At 56.1% G+C, this 16,196-nt stretch carries 12 protein-coding genes, 2 tRNA genes and 2 rRNA genes (1 of these 16 cut by a window edge); all 16 read right to left on the bottom strand.

Annotated elements, in window-relative coordinates; all coding sequences use genetic code 11:
- Positions 1 to 1,494: ribosomal RNA gene (locus CC94_RS0111515) — 23S ribosomal RNA — on the bottom strand (it extends 1,401 nt beyond the left edge of the window).
- A 321-nt stretch (positions 1,495 to 1,815) separates the two neighbouring features.
- Positions 1,816 to 1,891: transfer RNA gene (locus tag CC94_RS0111510), tRNA-Ala, on the bottom strand.
- 76 nt (positions 1,892 to 1,967) lie between these two features.
- Positions 1,968 to 2,044 (bottom strand) — tRNA-Ile (locus CC94_RS0111505).
- Between the two features lie 65 nt (positions 2,045 to 2,109).
- Positions 2,110 to 3,644: ribosomal RNA gene (locus tag CC94_RS0111500) — 16S ribosomal RNA — on the bottom strand.
- Together the 16S and 23S rRNA genes with 2 tRNA genes alongside form the textbook arrangement of a ribosomal RNA operon.
- Before the next feature lie 491 nt (positions 3,645 to 4,135).
- On the bottom strand, positions 4,136 to 5,104 hold the full coding sequence (rfaD, locus tag CC94_RS0111495; protein WP_005369958.1) for an ADP-glyceromanno-heptose 6-epimerase: 969 nt from the start codon (positions 5,102 to 5,104) through the stop codon (positions 4,136 to 4,138).
- Positions 5,101 to 6,525 carry a bifunctional D-glycero-beta-D-manno-heptose-7-phosphate kinase/D-glycero-beta-D-manno-heptose 1-phosphate adenylyltransferase HldE gene (gene hldE / locus CC94_RS0111490; RefSeq protein WP_031430918.1) on the bottom strand — a complete coding sequence of 475 codons (1,425 nt, stop codon included), beginning with the start codon at positions 6,523 to 6,525 and terminating at the stop codon, positions 5,101 to 5,103. Before hldE ends, rfaD begins: the two co-directional genes overlap by 4 nt.
- A complete protein-coding gene (locus CC94_RS0111485; protein ID WP_051911569.1) occupies positions 6,506 to 7,042 on the bottom strand; it encodes a D-sedoheptulose-7-phosphate isomerase in 537 nt (178 codons plus the stop codon). Before CC94_RS0111485 ends, hldE begins: the two co-directional genes overlap by 20 nt.
- 72 nt (positions 7,043 to 7,114) lie before the next feature.
- Positions 7,115 to 8,899 carry a lipid A export permease/ATP-binding protein MsbA gene (msbA, locus tag CC94_RS0111480; protein ID WP_005369955.1) on the bottom strand — a complete coding sequence of 595 codons (1,785 nt, stop codon included), beginning with the start codon at positions 8,897 to 8,899 and terminating at the stop codon, positions 7,115 to 7,117.
- Positions 8,896 to 9,735: a glycosyltransferase family 2 protein gene (locus tag CC94_RS0111475; RefSeq protein WP_031430914.1), complete on the bottom strand. Its 840-nt coding sequence runs from the start codon at positions 9,733 to 9,735 to the stop codon at positions 8,896 to 8,898. The genes msbA and CC94_RS0111475 overlap by 4 nt, the downstream gene beginning before the upstream one ends.
- Positions 9,732 to 10,484: a glycosyltransferase family 2 protein gene (locus CC94_RS0111470; RefSeq protein WP_005369953.1), complete on the bottom strand. Its 753-nt coding sequence runs from the start codon at positions 10,482 to 10,484 to the stop codon at positions 9,732 to 9,734. Before CC94_RS0111470 ends, CC94_RS0111475 begins: the two co-directional genes overlap by 4 nt.
- Entirely contained in the window at positions 10,477 to 11,700 is a 1,224-nt protein-coding gene (locus tag CC94_RS0111465) for an O-antigen ligase family protein (protein ID WP_036303941.1), read from the bottom strand. Before CC94_RS0111465 ends, CC94_RS0111470 begins: the two co-directional genes overlap by 8 nt.
- A gap of 144 nt (positions 11,701 to 11,844) precedes the next feature.
- Complete coding sequence (locus CC94_RS0111460) at positions 11,845 to 12,927, bottom strand: glycosyltransferase family 9 protein (RefSeq protein ID WP_005369951.1); 1,083 nt, start codon at positions 12,925 to 12,927, stop codon at positions 11,845 to 11,847.
- A gap of 6 nt (positions 12,928 to 12,933) precedes the next feature.
- The gene (locus CC94_RS0111455) at positions 12,934 to 13,719 is read right to left on the bottom strand and encodes a hypothetical protein (protein ID WP_005369950.1); all 786 of its coding nucleotides are present in this window, start codon (positions 13,717 to 13,719) and stop codon (positions 12,934 to 12,936) included.
- Between the two features lie 142 nt (positions 13,720 to 13,861).
- Positions 13,862 to 14,287, bottom strand: coding sequence for a YqaA family protein (locus CC94_RS0111450; protein ID WP_005369949.1), 426 nt, complete (start codon positions 14,285 to 14,287; stop codon positions 13,862 to 13,864).
- Between the two features lie 65 nt (positions 14,288 to 14,352).
- Entirely contained in the window at positions 14,353 to 15,267 is a 915-nt protein-coding gene (locus CC94_RS0111445) for a cupredoxin domain-containing protein (RefSeq protein ID WP_005369948.1), read from the bottom strand.
- A 99-nt stretch (positions 15,268 to 15,366) separates the two neighbouring features.
- Positions 15,367 to 15,960 carry a hypothetical protein gene (locus CC94_RS0111440; RefSeq protein WP_005369947.1) on the bottom strand — a complete coding sequence of 198 codons (594 nt, stop codon included), beginning with the start codon at positions 15,958 to 15,960 and terminating at the stop codon, positions 15,367 to 15,369.
- Positions 15,961 to 16,196: the final 236 nt, after the last annotated feature.

The raw sequence follows: 16,196 nt of genomic DNA, 5'->3' as shown, positions 1-16,196 counted from the left end.
GAGCGCCCGGATTTGCCTAAGCGCTCTCCCTACCGGCTTGCACTGCCACTTCCAACCGGCAGCCGATCTAGCCTTCTCCGTCACCCCATCGCAGTTGCGACCGGTACAGGAATATTAACCTGTTTGCCATCGACTACGCCTTTCGGCCTCGCCTTAGGTACCGACTAACCCTGCGTCGATTAGCGTTGCGCAGGAAACCTTGGGTTTTCGGCGTGCGGGTTTTTCACCCGCATTATCGTTACTCATGTCAGCATTCGCACTTCCGATACCTCCAGCCGACTTCTCAATCGACCTTCGCAGGCGTACGGAACGCTCCTCTACCGCTCATCTTGCGATGAACCCGTAGCTTCGGTACTATGCTTAGCCCCGGTAAATCTTCCGCGCAGGCCGACTCGACCAGTGAGCTATTACGCTTTCTTTAAAGGGTGGCTGCTTCTAAGCCAACCTCCTGGCTGTCTGGGCCTTCCCACATCGTTTCCCACTGAGCATAGATTTTGGGACCTTAGCTGACGGTCTGGGCTGTTTCCCTTTTCACGACGGACCTTATCACCCGCCGTGTGTCTCCCGTGCTCGCACTTCTGGGTATTCGGAGTTTGCATCGGGTTGGTAAGTCGGGATGACCCCCTAGCCGAAACAGTGCTCTACCCCCCAGAGTGATACACGAGGCGCTACCTAAATAGCTTTCGAGGAGAACCAGCTATCTCCGAGCTTGATTAGCCTTTCACTCCGATCCACAACTCATCCCCTACCTTTTCAACGGGAGTGGGTTCGGTCCTCCAGTCAGTATTACCTGACCTTCAACCTGGTCATGGATAGATCGCCCGGTTTCGGGTCTAATCCCAGCGACTGAACGCCCTGTTCAGACTCGCTTTCGCTACGCCTCCCCTATGCGGTTAAGCTTGCCACTGAGATTAAGTCGCTGACCCATTATACAAAAGGTACGCAGTCACCGAACAAAGTCGGCTCCCACTGCTTGTACGCATACGGTTTCAGGATCTATTTCACTCCGGTCTCCCCGGTTCTTTTCGCCTTTCCCTCACGGTACTGGTTCACTATCGGTCAGTAAGGAGTATTTAGCCTTGGAGGATGGTCCCCCCTTCTTCAGACAGGGTTTCACGTGCCCCGCCCTACTCGTCTTCATCTTGGCGTCGTTTTCGTGTACCGGACTATCACCGTCTTTGGTGGGACTTTCCAGACCCTTCCACTAACAGGTGCCAAAACTTAAGGGCTAATCCCCGTTCGCTCGCCGCTACTAAGGGAATCTCGGTTGATTTCTTTTCCTCCGGGTACTTAGATGTTTCAGTTCTCCGGGTTCGCTTCCTGCCCCTATGGATTCAGGACAGGATACCTGGGTTATCCCAGGTGGGTTTCCCCATTCGGACATCCGCGGGTCAAAGTGTGTTTGCAAACTCACCGCGGCTTATCGCATGCTACAACGTCCTTCATCGCCTCTTACTGCCTAGGCATCCACCGTATGCGCTTATTCACTTGACCATATAACCCCAATGAGTCTGAAGTTATCGATCAGCTGACATTTTCGCTTGTTCTGCTTGAGAACGGGTTCTTGTTTGCTGGCACAGCGAGTATGGCTCGGCTTCGGTGAGGAAGCTTCGTCACTTTTTCTGTGTCAGTTCACTTGAACTCGTTGCATCACTTCATGGCAGTGATACCATGGTGTGATTTCGTTACAGATTTCCAGTTTGTTAAAGAGCTATTGATGAGCGGACTCATCAATTCTATAAAGTCTCGGTTCACTCCGTCTGCGCTGCTTCGAGGCAGTGCCGGCGGCGGTGCATGAAAACTTTATAGAGTTGATGGTGGAGCCAAGGAGGATCGAACTCCTGACCTCCTGCGTGCAAGGCAGGCGCTCTCCCAGCTGAGCTATGACCCCAATGTCGGTTCAAATCAGCGGCAAGGCCAAAGTTGACTTTGCCTCTTTGCCTTTCGCCTTTGTTCACCTTGGTCATTGGTGGGCCTAGGAGGACTTGAACCTCCGACCTCACCCTTATCAGGGGTGCGCTCTAACCAGCTGAGCTACAGGCCCAGGCTCATGTCTTTCGTGATCAAAATAATTTGTTGTGGATGCTCATGCTGCGTCAGGCATCTTTGTAAGGAGGTGATCCAGCCCCAGGTTCCCCTAGGGCTACCTTGTTACGACTTCACCCCAGTCATGAATCACAAAGTGGTAAGCGCCCTCCCGAAGGTTAGACTACCTACTTCTTTTGCAACCCACTCCCATGGTGTGACGGGCGGTGTGTACAAGGCCCGGGAACGTATTCACCGCGACATTCTGATTCGCGATTACTAGCGATTCCGACTTCATGGAGTCGAGTTGCAGACTCCAATCCGGACTAGGACCGGCTTTGTGGGATTGGCTGGCTCTCGCGAGTTCGCTGCCCTCTGTACCGGCCATTGTAGCACGTGTGTAGCCCTACCCATAAGGGCCATGATGACTTGACGTCGTCCCCACCTTCCTCCGGTTTATCACCGGCAGTCTCCCTAGAGTTCCCGGCATCACCCGTTGGCAACTAAGGATAAGGGTTGCGCTCGTTACGGGACTTAACCCAACATCTCACGACACGAGCTGACGACAGCCATGCAGCACCTGTCTCAGAGTTCCCGAAGGCACTCTACGATCTCTCACAGATTCTCTGGATGTCAAGGGTAGGTAAGGTTCTTCGCGTTGCATCGAATTAAACCACATGCTCCACCGCTTGTGCGGGCCCCCGTCAATTCATTTGAGTTTTAACCTTGCGGCCGTACTCCCCAGGCGGTCAACTTATCGCGTTAGCTGCGCCACGAATCTTACGAATAAGACCAACGGCTAGTTGACATCGTTTACGGCGTGGACTACCAGGGTATCTAATCCTGTTTGCTACCCACGCTTTCGTACCTCAGCGTCAGTTTGAGTCCAGAGAGGCGCCTTCGCCACTGGTGTTCCTTCCGATCTCTACGCATTTCACCGCTACACCGGAAATTCCCCTCTCCTCTACTCAACTCGAGCTGCCCAGTATCAAATGCCGTTCCCAGGTTAAGCCCGGGGCTTTCACATCTGACTTAAGCAGCCGCCTACGCACGCTTTACGCCCAGTAATTCCGATTAACGCTTGCACCCTCCGTATTACCGCGGCTGCTGGCACGGAGTTAGCCGGTGCTTTTTCTATCGGTAATGTCAGACTGATGGGTATTCGCCATCAGATGTTCCTCCCGATTAAAAGTGCTTTACAACCCTCAGGCCTTCTTCACACACGCGGTATTGCTGGATCAGGCTTGCGCCCATTGTCCAATATTCCCCACTGCTGCCTCCCGTAGGAGTCTGGGCCGTGTCTCAGTCCCAGTGTGGCTGATCGTCCTCTCAGACCAGCTAGGGATCGTCGCCTTGGTAGGCCTTTACCCTACCAACTAGCTAATCCCACGCAGGCTCATCTGTTAGCGCGAGGCCCGAAGGTCCCCCGCTTTCCCCCTCAGGGCGTATGCGGTATTAGCGTGAGTTTCCCCACGTTGTCCCCCACTAACAGGCAGATTCCTACGCGTTACGCACCCGTCCGCCACTCGTCAGCGCCCGAAGGCCTGTTACCGTTCGACTTGCATGTGTTAAGCATACCGCCAGCGTTCAATCTGAGCCATGATCAAACTCTTCAGTTCAATCTCGGTGCGACTATAGATCAGTCGCCAATCTTGGCTCGACTTCAGAATTCAACGCAAATTACTTGAATTAACGTCGGTTCTTGGGTCGAATGTTTCTTTGCTGACCATTCCACCACAAGCACCCACACAAATTATTTTGATCGACTTGTTAAAGAGCCGAGGCTGAAGCCTCGTTGAGTCGGACTATTATAAAGATCTTTTATAACCTGTCAACTCTTTTTTTCGACTTCCTTTCTGGACATCCTGACCTAAAATCCTTTCAGGCTCCGCCGAAGCTGATTTGCTTCTGGCGAATTGAGCCGGCCATTATACCCTAGCTCAACCATTTGTCAACCCATCCCTTTCAGTTTCTGTCGGAATCCGACGGGCCATCCCGGCCGCTTCGCCGTCGCCGGCGAAAGAGAGGCGCATTATACGCACTTTTTCGGACTTGGCAAACGGTTTTGTGAATTTTTTGCGATGGTAAATCTTAACACCACAAAATTTCCTTAAGAATTAAGCACTTTTCCCTTGGGACCATTCAGCCGGTCCAGATATTTAGACACACCCTGTTTTACATTCAAAAACTCGCTCTGATAACCCGCCTGCCGCAAACCGGAAATATCGGCCTGCGTATAGCTTTGATAAGCGCCTTTCAGATGATCCGGGAACGGAATGTATTCTATCTCGCCTTCGCCGTGCCAGTCGATGACTGCTCGGGCGACCTGATTGAATGTCTCGGCTTTGCCGGTACCGACATTGAAAATGCCCCGCTGGTCGGGATGATCGAAAAACCACAGATTCACATCGACCACATCGCCGACGTAGACAAAGTCGCGCCGCTGCTCGCCGTTCGGGATGCCGTCACACCCTTCGAATAATCTCGCCTTTTTCTGCTCGATCACTTGCCGGTTGAAATGGAATGCGGTGCTGCTCATCGCGCCTTTGTGCTGTTCGCGCGGCCCATAAACATTGAAATAGCGGAAGCCTACGATCGGGCTCCGGGTTTCCGGCAAGATTCGCCGCACGTACTGGTCGAACTGGAATTTGGAGTAAGCATACATATTGATGGGCCGCTCGCATTCGCGTTCGACCCGGAAGCCGTTTTCGCCGCTGCCGTACACCGAAGCGGAGGAGGCATAGATGAACGGCACATTCTTGCCGATGCACCATTGCAATAGACGTTTCGAATAATCGTAATTGTTTTCCATCACGAAGCGCCCGTCCCATTCGGTCGTGGCGGAACAGGCGCCCTGATGGAACACGCCCCGAACCCGGTTCAAGAAACAGGGCGATTCGAGCTTTTGAATGAACTGGTCTTTGTCCAGATAATCGGCGATATCGAGATCGGCCAGATTATGCATCTTGCGGCCGTTCAGCAGATTGTCGACGACCAGAATGTCTCGCTCGCCGCGCTCGTTCAATGCCTTGACCAGATTGCTGCCGATAAACCCGGCGCCGCCCGTCACTACGATCATGCTGTCCCCCTCGCCTTGTTGATCATCGATGTCGTCGATTGCCCCTCGACGAACTGCAAAATTCTGACTTCGCCGCCCGCCTCGATCACGCAATCGCCGCCGGCAACCTGATCGGGCGCGTAATCGCCGCCCTTGACCAGCACGTCGGGCAACAGGCGGCAATAAAGGCGTTCCGGCGTTTCTTCCTCGAAGGCGACAACCCAATCCACACAGGCCAGCGCGGACAATACGGTCATCCGTTCCTTCAAACCGTTGATCGGGCGCGACTCGCCTTTCAACTGCCTGACCGACGCATCCGAATTGACCGCCACGATCAGGCGGTCGCCGAGCGCTTTCGCCTGCTCCAGATAGGTCACGTGCCCCGCATGCAGCAGGTCGAAGCAGCCGTTGGTCATGATGATCTTTTCGTTATGGGCCTTCGCGCGGGCGACGATATGCATCAGTTCGTCTTCGGAGACGATTCCGTACTGCGATCCGCGGTCGCCGTGCAGCGCCCGGCTCAGCTCCTCGACCGAAACGGTCGAGGTACCGAGCTTGCCGACCACGATGCCACCGGCCAGATTGGCCAGGCACATCGCCTCGTGCAGCGGAAGATCCAGCGCCACCCCGAGCGCCATTACCCCGATCACCGTATCGCCGGCGCCGGTCACGTCGAAAACGTCCTTGGCTTGCGCGGGCAACGAATGGGTTTCGGTTTTCCGAATCAGCGTCATGCCGGCTTCGCCGCGCGTCAACAGCAAGTTTTGCATTCCACAGCGCTGCAGAAGCTCCCGTCCTTTGTCCAGGATTTCGGCTTCGCTCGCGCAAGCGCCCGCCACCGCAAAAAACTCGGACAGGTTCGGCGTAATCACGTCCGCATGCCGATAGCGCCCATAATCGACGCCTTTCGGATCGACCAACACTTTCAGGCCGGTCTGCTTCGCGGTCGCGATATGGTGCGTGACATCGGCCAGCGTGCCCTTGCCGTAGTCGGAAAACACGACCGCATCATGATCGGGCAGATGCCGCTTCAGCTTCGCGCTCATCTGGGCGCCGTCGAACGCGATCGGCGTATCTTCGAAATCGAGCCGCAGCAATTGCTGATGCTGGGCCATGATCCGCAATTTGCAGATGCTGCGCGCGCCTTCAGCCACCACGAAGTCGCAGACGACCCCTTCGGCTTCGAGCAGGTCGCGCACCCTTTCGCCTTCCGGATCGTCGCCGACCACGCCAAGCAAGGTCACCCTGCCGCCCAGCCTGGCGATATTCAAGGCGACGTTGCCGGCGCCGCCGATCCGCTCTTCGCTGCCTTTGACCTTGACGACCGGCACCGGCGCTTCCGGCGAGATGCGCGCGGCCTGGCCGGACCAATAGCGGTCCAGCATCACGTCGCCGACGACGAGAATCCGCGCCGGGGAAAAATCAGGCGTGGTCGCGATCATGAAACGCCTCCTCGACCAAGCCGCACCACCAGTGTCCGATCAATATATGCGCCTCCTGAATCCGCGCTGTCACTTGCTCAGGCACCACGATCGACATCGTCGCGACTCCGGCCAGCATGCCGCCGCCATTACCGGTCAAACCGATCACCGCCATCCCTTTATCGATTGCGGCCTCGGCCGCATTCAGCACGTTTCTGCTGGTTCCGGAGGTCGAAATCGCGATCAGGCAGTCGTTGTCGGTGCCGAGCGCCTCGACCTGGCGGGCGAACACGCTGTCGAAATGATAGTCGTTCGAATGCGCGGTCAGAATGGAAGAGTCGGTCGTCAACGCGATCGCCGCCAGCGGCCGCCGGTGTTTTTCGTAGCGGACCACGAACTCGGCCGCGATATGCTGGCAGTCCGCCGCGCTGCCGCCGTTGCCGCAGAGCAGGATTTTGCCGCCCTGTTTGAGCGTATCGATCAGAAGCTCGCCGGCCGATTCGATCACATCGGTGCGCGTCCTGAGCTTTTCGATCATCGCCTGATGCTGTTCGAGCTCGGCAATAAAGGTTTTCAAATCAACATCCTCTCAGTACTTTGAAATATTCGATCAGGTGATATCGCCTGCTTCGGCCGGCTCTTTGACCTGCATCTGGTGCAGCCGCGCATAGGCCCCGTTCAGCGCCAGCAGCTCCTGATGCAAGCCGCGCTCGACGATCCGCCCGTGCTCCATCACCAGAATCATATCAGCATTTTCGATCGTCGATAACCGATGCGCGATCACCAGCGTGGTCCTGCCCTGCATCACTTTTTGCAGGGCGGCTTGAATATAACGCTCCGATTCGGTATCGAGGGCCGAGGTAGCTTCGTCGAGAATCAGGATCGGCGCATCCTTCAGCAAGGCGCGCGCGAGCGCGAGCCGCTGGCGCTGACCGCCGGACAGCTTGACGCCGTTCTCGCCAATCTCGGTATCGAGCCCCAGATCGAGCTTGTCGACGAACTCCAGCGCATAGGCGTCGCGCGCGGCAGTTTCGATTTTTTCGCGCTCGGCGCCGGCCAAGGCGCCATAGGCGATGTTGTTCGCGATCGTATCGTTGAACAGGATCACCTGCTGGGTAACCAGGGCGATCTGCTGCCGCAAATTGGCCAGTCTGTAGCGGTTGATTTCAACGCCGTCGAGCAGGATTTCGCCCTCGTCGTGCGGATAGAAGCGCAGAATCAGATTCGCGAAGGTACTCTTGCCGCCGCCGGAAGCGCCGACCAGCGCCACCGTCTGGCCGGGTTCGATCCTGACGTCGATATTCTTCAACGCCCAGTCGCCTGCGCCCGGGTAGCGGAACGACAGATTTTTGAATTCCAGCGCGCCCCGGCTTCTGGCCGTTTCGAAATCGCCTGTGTCCGGTTCGCCTTGCTCGTCCAGAATTTCGAACAGTGATTCGGCCGCCGCAATCCCTTTCTGAATCTCGCCGTTCGCATCGCTGAGCTGCCGAATCGGCCGCGGCAGCAGAAACGCCGCGGTCAGATAGCCGACGAATTCGCCGACCGTGGCTTTCTGCATGAAGAACAGCGCCAGGTACATCAAGCCGGACAAGGCAATCGCAATGATGAACTGCATCAAAGGATTGTGAATCGCCATCGTGGTCGCCAGCTTCAGCGACTGCCGCCGGTTATACAGGCTGCTTTCGAGAAAGCGCCGTTTTTCGTAGGCTTCGCCGCCGTAGCTGCGCACGACCCGGTGGCCGCCGACCAATTCGGAAGTAATATGGGTCATGTCGCCTACCGATTCCTGGATGCGCTTACTGATCATCCGCAGGCGCTTGCTGACGTAAGTGACCAATACCGCAATGATCGGCGTGATCGCGACGAATATCATCGACAACTTCCAATTCGTGTAAAACAGATAGGCGATCATCCCGACCGAGGTCAGCCCTTCGCGTACGAAAGTCCGCACCGAATCGGTCGTGGCCCGGGTCACCTCGCCGACATTGTTCGTGATCCGGGCAATCATGTAACCGCTGTTGTTCGCATCGAAATAGGTCGTCGGCAGTTCGGTGTATTTGTCGAAAATCTGGCAGCGCAGCGCATGCACGACATTGGTCGAAACTTTCGCGAGGAAATAATTGCCGAGGTAGGCGCCGATGCCGTGGATCACGATCAGTCCGCTAAACAGCAGGGGCAAATAATACATCCCTTCGCGGGCTTCGGTTTGCAGGGTGTCGATGATGTGCTTGACTAAAGCCGCGAACAGTGTCTGCGTGCCCGAATACAGGATGAAGCCGAAGAAACTGATCAGAAACAGTCCCCGGTGCGGCCTGACATAGGTCAAGAGGCGCCGATAGACCTGGGCGCTGCCTTTTGCTGCGGTTTTATTTTTAGTTTTCCTGGATAAATTCATCGTGTCGTCGAGGCGGGTTCGGGAAGATATTGCACGACGCCGCGCTCAGCGATTTTAAAATCCTCCCGCGCCAGCCGTTCCATCAACCGCTGGTAATTCAAATCCTGGCGGCTCTTGTCGTTGGAGGAATGCCAAAGATGCAGCACCGACACCGCAAAGCGCCCTTCCTTGCGCCGGACGCCGGCATGGATCAGCCGAATCACCAGATCGGAATCTTCATAGCCCCAACCTTCGAACAGTTCGTCGAAGCCGTTCACCGCGATAAAGTCGCTTTTCCACACGCCCAGGTTGCAGGTCATCGCCTTTTCCCATTTGCGGGGTTGAAAATAACGCAATTTGCCGAGCGGCAAATGCAGCAGCGCCGAAATGCGATTGATCCGGCCCAGCAGCCTGAGCCACCAAAAATAAGGCCAGCGCCGCAAATAAATCGGCAGCCGTTCGGCCAGCACTTGGTTCGTGAAACCCCGGCTGAGCAGGATCCGGTTGCCGGGTACGAAATAACCGGTCTCGGCCAGCCGACGATGCCGGGAAATAAAATCGGGCATCAATAAGCAATCGCCATCGACGAACAACAGATATTCGCCGCGGCTTTTGGCCGCGGCCTTGTTGCGGATCGTGCCCGCACGAAACCCTCGATCTTCATGATGGACATAGACGACCGGAACCGGGGCATCTTTGCAGTAGCTTTGCGCCTTATCGCGACTCTCAGGAAGGGAGCCGTCATCGGCAATCACGATCTCGAAATCGCGGTCGGTCTGCGCTAACAGACTGTCGAGGCAAAGCTGCAAAGCCTCCGGCCAGTTGTAGGTCGTCACGATCACCGAAATCAAGCTCATGACGGAAGGCGTCCGCGCGTTTGCAGTTCCCACAGCTTCAGGTATTTGTAATAGGCGCCTTCGGCGTTCGATACGGCCAGCATGAAGCCATGCCGTCCATCCAGCAGCGCAGCCTTCACGAAGTAAGTCCGAAAAAAAGTCCACACCCCTTTCAGGACCGCCTTGGACAAGGAAGACCGGACGCCTTTCCGGTAAAGCATTTCCGCACCCAAGGCCGAATAATTGTTCACCTTATGCAGCACTTCGTCCAGATTCACAAACGCTTCGTGCAGGAGCGGCGACTGCAGACGACCGGTTTCGCCCTGGACAATAATGCGCTCGTGCACGGCCGAATCGGTAAACCGTCCCGCTTCGCGCCGGAACAGCCTGAGCACATAATCCGGCCACCAGCCGCCGTGCCGGATCGACCGGCCGCAATAATCGGACAAGCGGGGAATTTCGTAGCCGTTAAGCTGCGGCGAGGCAATCGCAAGTTCGATTTCCCGCCTCAATTCAGGCGTCACGACTTCGTCCGCATCGATCGAGAAGAGCCAGTCGCCTTGCGCTTTTTCCAGCGCGCGCTGTTTCTGAACCCCGAAACCGGGCCAGTCGGTTTCGAATACTTTATCCGTGAAGCGCCGGCAAATCGCGACCGTCTCGTCGCTACTGCCGGAGTCGAGCACGACGATTTCGTCGGCCCAACTGACCGATTCCAGGCAGCGGCCGATATGCGCCGCTTCGTTTTTGGTGATCACGATTACGCTAAGCATGAGCGATGCCCATCTTTTCGCCGGACTCCAAGGCTGCGAAACAAAGCGCGATCATCACGGCGAACCAGTGGCCTTCGGTATGATCGTAAATCGGGGTATTGAAAAGGCTGGTAATCAGCAAAGAAATCAACAAGCCTTGCGCCAGCCATTTTTCCCGATCGGGTAATTTGCGCGATTCGAAAAACTGGCTGCTCAAGAATCCGAAATAAGGAATCAATCCGAACAAACCAAGCTGCACGCCGATAAACAAAAATTCATTGTGCGGATGCTGCGCCAGCAATTTTTCGTCTTGCGCAACGCGGGCATACTCCTCGGCAAAGCTGCCGGTGCCATGCCCGAACAACGGCTTTTCGGCAATCAGTTTGGCCGAATATTTCCAGAACGTATAACGCTGCCCCATCGACGAATCGGTCTGTTCCGGCTTTTCCTGCATATAGGCCTGGGTATTTTCGATCCCTTCAAAGACCCGCTTGGCCTTGTTCGAAAACCCCAGAAACAACCCGAAGAAGATCGCCAGGACCAGGCAAGTCAATAAACATCTCTTGAAACTTAAGCGCTGCACCGCAAACAACACAGTCAGCACCAGAACCATCAGTTGACCGGTGCGTCCTTCGACGATAAAAAACACATTGAACACGGCGAGCAAAAACAAGCCAAGGTACAGCCGCCCGGCAGGCCCGCCGACCATCGACCGGTGCAGGCAATAAAAAGCAAAAAAGCCGATAAAAATGCCGTGGGTAATCCGGCTTTTCAAGGAAGCTCCGTGGTAAGAGGACGTTTCCAAAACATCCAGGCTCATCAGAAAAGAAATCGCCAGCGACACCAGCGAAGCTACCACAAAGGCCCGCCAGGCGAGGTCACGATAGCGCGGCCTATTCAATAAAGAGAGCAATACGGGGATGAACAGCAGCTCGCGGTATTTTTTCAACGAAGCGATCGCCTCGTCATGCGGCGCAGTGCCGTAAGCCAGGCCCGCGATCAAACAGCCGAACAGCAGCAGAGACCAGGCCGCGACCGGATAACGCTTCAATACGGTTGTCAAACCGACGAACCGGGCCGACAGCAGCCAGATCAAACCGACCACGATCGAAGCGACCACCGCGATCGCTGTCGAGAAATAAATCCCGGCGAGGAACAGGGCCACGGTCATGCCGCCCATATTCAGAAGCCGCTCCTGAACGCGCGAAGGCAAATTGATGTTAGACGATATCTGCATGCGTAAAATGAGTAAATCGGCCCTCTTTCTGCGTTCAAAAAAGGGGACCGTTATTGTAGCTTAGCCGTAAAAAAAATGTGCGCCGATCTGCCTGCCATCTATTCGCAGGGACATTCGACCGAAACGGGACAACTCCGGCCGATGCTACCGCAATACCTGCCGTATCGCCTCGATCACGCGTCGCGCAGGCAGACGGCAGAGGCATTCGCTGCGGCTCGACCGGTGGCGCTCGCAGCCTTCCAGGTCGCACGGCACGCAATCGCCCTCTCCCTGGATCAGATACACGTTATTCACCTGCCGGTTGCCGGATTTTTCGAACGGATTCCGGTCCTGCCGGTAACCGTAGGGCCAGGGCGCCCATTTGACCGGATTGGTCGGACCGAACAGCGCCACGACCGGGATGCCGGTCGCGGCCGCCAAGTGGGTAATGCCGGTGTCGGGCCCGACGAAACATTTGGCGCGCGCAATGATGTCCGCCAATTCCGCGAGGGTAACCTGTCCCGCCAGATTGACCGTGTCTTCGGGCAGCTTGCTCTGTAATGCGTCGAGATAGGCGATCTCTTCCTCTCCCGGCCCGCCCGAGAGTACCAACCGCAACCCCTGCCGGCGCAGATAGCGGCCGATGTCGAGCCAGCCTTCTGTCGTCCATTGCTTGTAGGCCCATTGCGGATAGGGATGCAGCACCGCGTATTCCGGCGACAGTAAAAAGGATTTTACCGAGCCGCTGTGGGGAGGTATCAGGGCATGACTTCGGGGTATCCGAAGCGCATCGGCAAGTTTCAGGTTCTGCAGCACCGTGTGCGTATGTTCGTTATCGTGCTCGGCATAGCCGTTCAACAAATAACGCTTCCACCAGCCGGCGGCCCCTTTGGGCGGCACGACCCCGGCCCGGCACGGCGCCGCGATCAGACTGTAAATGAAGGGCCGGTCGCCGGCCTGCACCGCAAGCGCCAGATCGTAGCGCCTGAAAATGCGCGGAATCAGCGTCAGGTAGTCCCGAAGTTTCGGGCGGTTGGGCGTCGTAATGATACGTTCGATATCGGGATTGCCTTCGAACATGCCGGCGGTGTTGCGGTAAATCAGGATATCGATCTTCGCTTCGGGAAATGCCTGTTTCAGCGAATGAATCAGCGGCGTCGCCAGCAGCGCATCGCCGAGGAAGCGCATCGCGATCAGCAAAATCCGGGCGGGCGGACGCTTCAAGAAATGCGCTTTTATGATCGGCATGACGCGCTATTCGCCGCTGCCGGCACCCTGCCAGGCATTTTTGTCCGCTCTGGCCCGCCAGCGCGCCCCCAGCATTTTGGCAATCGCCAACACCCGCGGCGCCCCGCCTAATGCCACCGCATCGACCAGGCAATACCAAGCGGCGACCCCGCTCGGCGGGTTGCCCTGGGGCAGTTTCAACACCGGATCGATCGCGGCCCATTTCCAGGTACCGGCCGCGGTGCCGATCAGTTCCAGCCAAGTAGTGATGAAAAAGGCGGCCAGATACACCATCGGCGAGCGCCCCTTGAACAGATAAATCAGAAACACCACGAACAGCAGCGCGCCGACCCAATCGCCTTGCTCGCCGAGCCCGCTGATGCCCCAGAACGACCAGGCGCCGCAAACCAGTACCACGAAGCCGGCGATTTCGCGCGCATAGGTCTGGAAAAAGCCGGAGCGGGCCAGCGCAACCGCTGTCAGATATACCATCCCGTGCCCCGGCGGCACATAGGCAGGCACGTTATGATAGCGGTAGGTATAGCCGCCCATGAAAGGAGAAGCGAAATGCTCGCCGATCGTCGCAAAAGCGACCGCAATCGCGACCTGTACCCGGATTTCCTTGTTTTCGCCGAGCAGCAGACCGATCAAAAACACCCAGGCGCAAACGCCCAGCGCATTCTGTTTCTCCATGCTCGCATTCGCATCGCTCAACAGACAGACCGCGACACAGAAAAACGTAAAGCCCGCGATGAAATAGTCGCGTTTTCGATGGGAATAGACCGCCCCTGCCTTCGGAAAATGGCGTAGCACATGCACCTCTTATGATTATTATTTATCGGCTCGATCCAAATACCGCTCTTCCAGCCAGAATCCGCGACCTCAGCGGCAAAGGATCGAAGCGCGGCTCAATTCAATTTTCGAAAAGGCCTTCGTAGCTGGGATATGGAAGTCCTTAACCGAACACCCAGGCGATTGCCCCATACCGGCCGAGTTTGCCGAGCAGAATCACAAGCGTACCGGTCAACAGCGGCAATTTCAACCAGCCGCCCGCAAAACACAGCGCATCGCCGATGACCGGCAGCCAGGAAAAGAACAACGCCCAAATGCCCCGTTTCATGACCACATCCAGCGCTTTTTGCGATTTTTCCGGCAACAGCGAAGCCGCCGGATAACGTTTTGCGGCCAACATGCCCAATCCCCATGTCGTCATCGCACCCAGGGTATTGCCGAGCGTCGCGGCGCCGACCAAGGCCAGGGCCGGATGCCGCCCTTCCGCAAGCAAATAAGCCAGTACCGCTTCGGAACCTCCGGGCGCGATGGTGGCGGAAACGAAGGCGCTGACAAACAAGCCGCCGATTTCAAACCAGGCTTCCCGCATTTTCGATGCTCAATAAAAACCCCTGCTGCAATCTGCAGACAGGGGTCCGGTAGAATTCATCCAAATCAGCCGCGGGGCAACATCTTCGACTTGTTCGAAGAAATCATCTTGACCAGCTTGGCGATCAAGCCCAGCAACAGCTCGATAAACTGGCGCAGCAACACGAACGCATGGGTGGCGGCTTCGGAAAACGTCATGCCTTTGAAGGTACGCGCCAATACCGGCGCCAGCAATAAGCCGATCGCGAGCCCGATCACGGTAATGCCGGAAACGAAAGAATCGTCTTGCCGAACCGCAGGCGTCGAAACGGAGGAAGGAGATGGCGACGACACAGAGCCCGGCTCGGAAGAAGTCGTCGAAGCAGCCGCCGGCTTCGCAATTACCGGAATGGCGCTGTCGGTGTAATCGTCGGAAATTTCAAGCGCGGTCACGCCCGGAATGCTCGGCAAATCGCCGCTGCCCGCGCCGACTTTCAGCTGCGCCTTCATGCCTTTTTCCATATGCTGGGCAATATCGCAATGCACCAGATAGGTTTTGTCGCCCGGCGGCAGAATCAGCGTGCCGGAAATCTTGGCAGGGCCCGAAACTTCCAGGTGAAACATGCCTTTCGGATAGAGGTATTTCGGTAAACCGTGCATCATCCATTGATGTCTGATGCCGTCCTCGTTGATGAAGTGCACCGTCAGTTTGGTGCAAGGTTTGAACTGGAACTCCTGGGTGTCGAACGCGAACATCCTGCCCGGAAATTTCTCCGCGTATTTATGCCCGGCACGGACCGTGATTTCTTTCGTTTCCGAAATCTTGTCGCAGCCGCCCGGCAACGTATCGGTATTTTGCCCCATTACCATCCCGCCGCCCATGTCCATCAAGTGGCCGGCCCCGTGATCCATCAGCATCTTGTTATGGTCTTCATATTCTTGAGCCGCGAGCGGCGCAGCAAATCCCAGAACCAGTGCTCCGGCCCACAATAATTTTACCATCACTTTACCTCTACAACTTCAAACTAAGATTCCGCGTTAACGCTTCCGGCAGGAAAGACGTTAACGCGAACAAAACCCCGCCCTCGCGGAGCTCAAAAACTAGGCGCTCGTTTTCTTTCCGAGCAAACCGTCGACTTTGTTTTTGAATGCGGCGTTGGACAGATACAGTCCATACACACCCGCAAACGCGAACAGAATATACAGCACATAGCTGGATGTGCTGGTCGGCGCGCCGGTACCTGCGGTGAAGCTCATATGCGCATCCAGGCGATCGCCTTGATCAGGCACCAGCGTGATATGGATCAGGTATTTGCCCGCTTCCGGCACGCCGTTCGGCAAGTCCAGATTGACGGTGCCGGATTTGTGCTTGCTGGCAGGCAGGAAAAATACCCGGGTGCCTTCCGGCTCTTTGGTGACTTCAAATTCAACCGACATGTTCCGGTATCTCATGTCCTGGTAATCGAAAACCAGCTGAGTCGGGGTAGCGGCACCTGGAAGTTTGCCGCAAAACTCTTCGGCCGGATAGGATTTCGGCTGATAGGCGGTGTAATGGATCCAGTGGCTCGGCTCCAGTTCGAATTTACATTGATCGGTATCGGTACCCGCTGCGCCGCCGTGCGCCCAGACCGCCGCAGACAGCAGCAGGCCCAGCATTCCTAGAAAACCTTTTGCGATAAAATGTGCTCTGTTCATAATGCCTTCCAGTTTCGATAAATTATTATATTTACAACAACCAAGCTCTAAGCAGCGCTTGAACTCCCCAAAATAACCTTATTTCCAATAAAGTCAATTGCCAGTAGGCCACTCTAGCATATCAAAACCCTTAAATTCAAGGCATTGATGACCTTCCAGCCGGTAATCCGTCAAACCTTCTTCCGCCCGCCAATGTTCTATTGCCATACTCCCTTCATTTCCGTAGACTTACACCC

The sequence above is a fragment of the Methylomicrobium agile genome (assembly GCF_000733855.1).
Taxonomy (GTDB): Bacteria; Pseudomonadota; Gammaproteobacteria; order Methylococcales; family Methylomonadaceae; genus Methylomicrobium; species Methylomicrobium agile.
This window is presented reverse-complemented; position numbering and strand designations above follow the sequence as displayed.

Bases quoted from the DNA above. Each gene is read 5' to 3' on its own strand.
- CC94_RS0111450 (WP_005369949.1), bottom strand. From the start codon at position 14,287: ATGCGGGAAGCCTGGTTTGAAATCGGCGGCTTGTTTGTCAGCGCCTTC.
- msbA (WP_005369955.1), bottom strand. From the start codon at position 8,899: ATGAATTTATCCAGGAAAACTAAAAATAAAACCGCAGCAAAAGGCAGC.
- CC94_RS0111470 (WP_005369953.1), bottom strand. From the start codon at position 10,484: ATGCTTAGCGTAATCGTGATCACCAAAAACGAAGCGGCGCATATCGGC.
- CC94_RS0111485 (WP_051911569.1), bottom strand. From the start codon at position 7,042: ATGATCGAAAAGCTCAGGACGCGCACCGATGTGATCGAATCGGCCGGC.
- CC94_RS0111440 (WP_005369947.1), bottom strand. From the start codon at position 15,960: ATGAACAGAGCACATTTTATCGCAAAAGGTTTTCTAGGAATGCTGGGC.
- CC94_RS0111460 (WP_005369951.1), bottom strand. From the start codon at position 12,927: ATGCCGATCATAAAAGCGCATTTCTTGAAGCGTCCGCCCGCCCGGATT.
- hldE (WP_031430918.1), bottom strand. From the start codon at position 6,525: ATGATCGCGACCACGCCTGATTTTTCCCCGGCGCGGATTCTCGTCGTC.
- rfaD (WP_005369958.1), bottom strand. From the start codon at position 5,104: ATGATCGTAGTGACGGGCGGCGCCGGGTTTATCGGCAGCAATCTGGTC.
- CC94_RS0111445 (WP_005369948.1), bottom strand. From the start codon at position 15,267: ATGGTAAAATTATTGTGGGCCGGAGCACTGGTTCTGGGATTTGCTGCG.
- CC94_RS0111475 (WP_031430914.1), bottom strand. From the start codon at position 9,735: ATGAGCTTGATTTCGGTGATCGTGACGACCTACAACTGGCCGGAGGCT.
- CC94_RS0111465 (WP_036303941.1), bottom strand. From the start codon at position 11,700: ATGCAGATATCGTCTAACATCAATTTGCCTTCGCGCGTTCAGGAGCGG.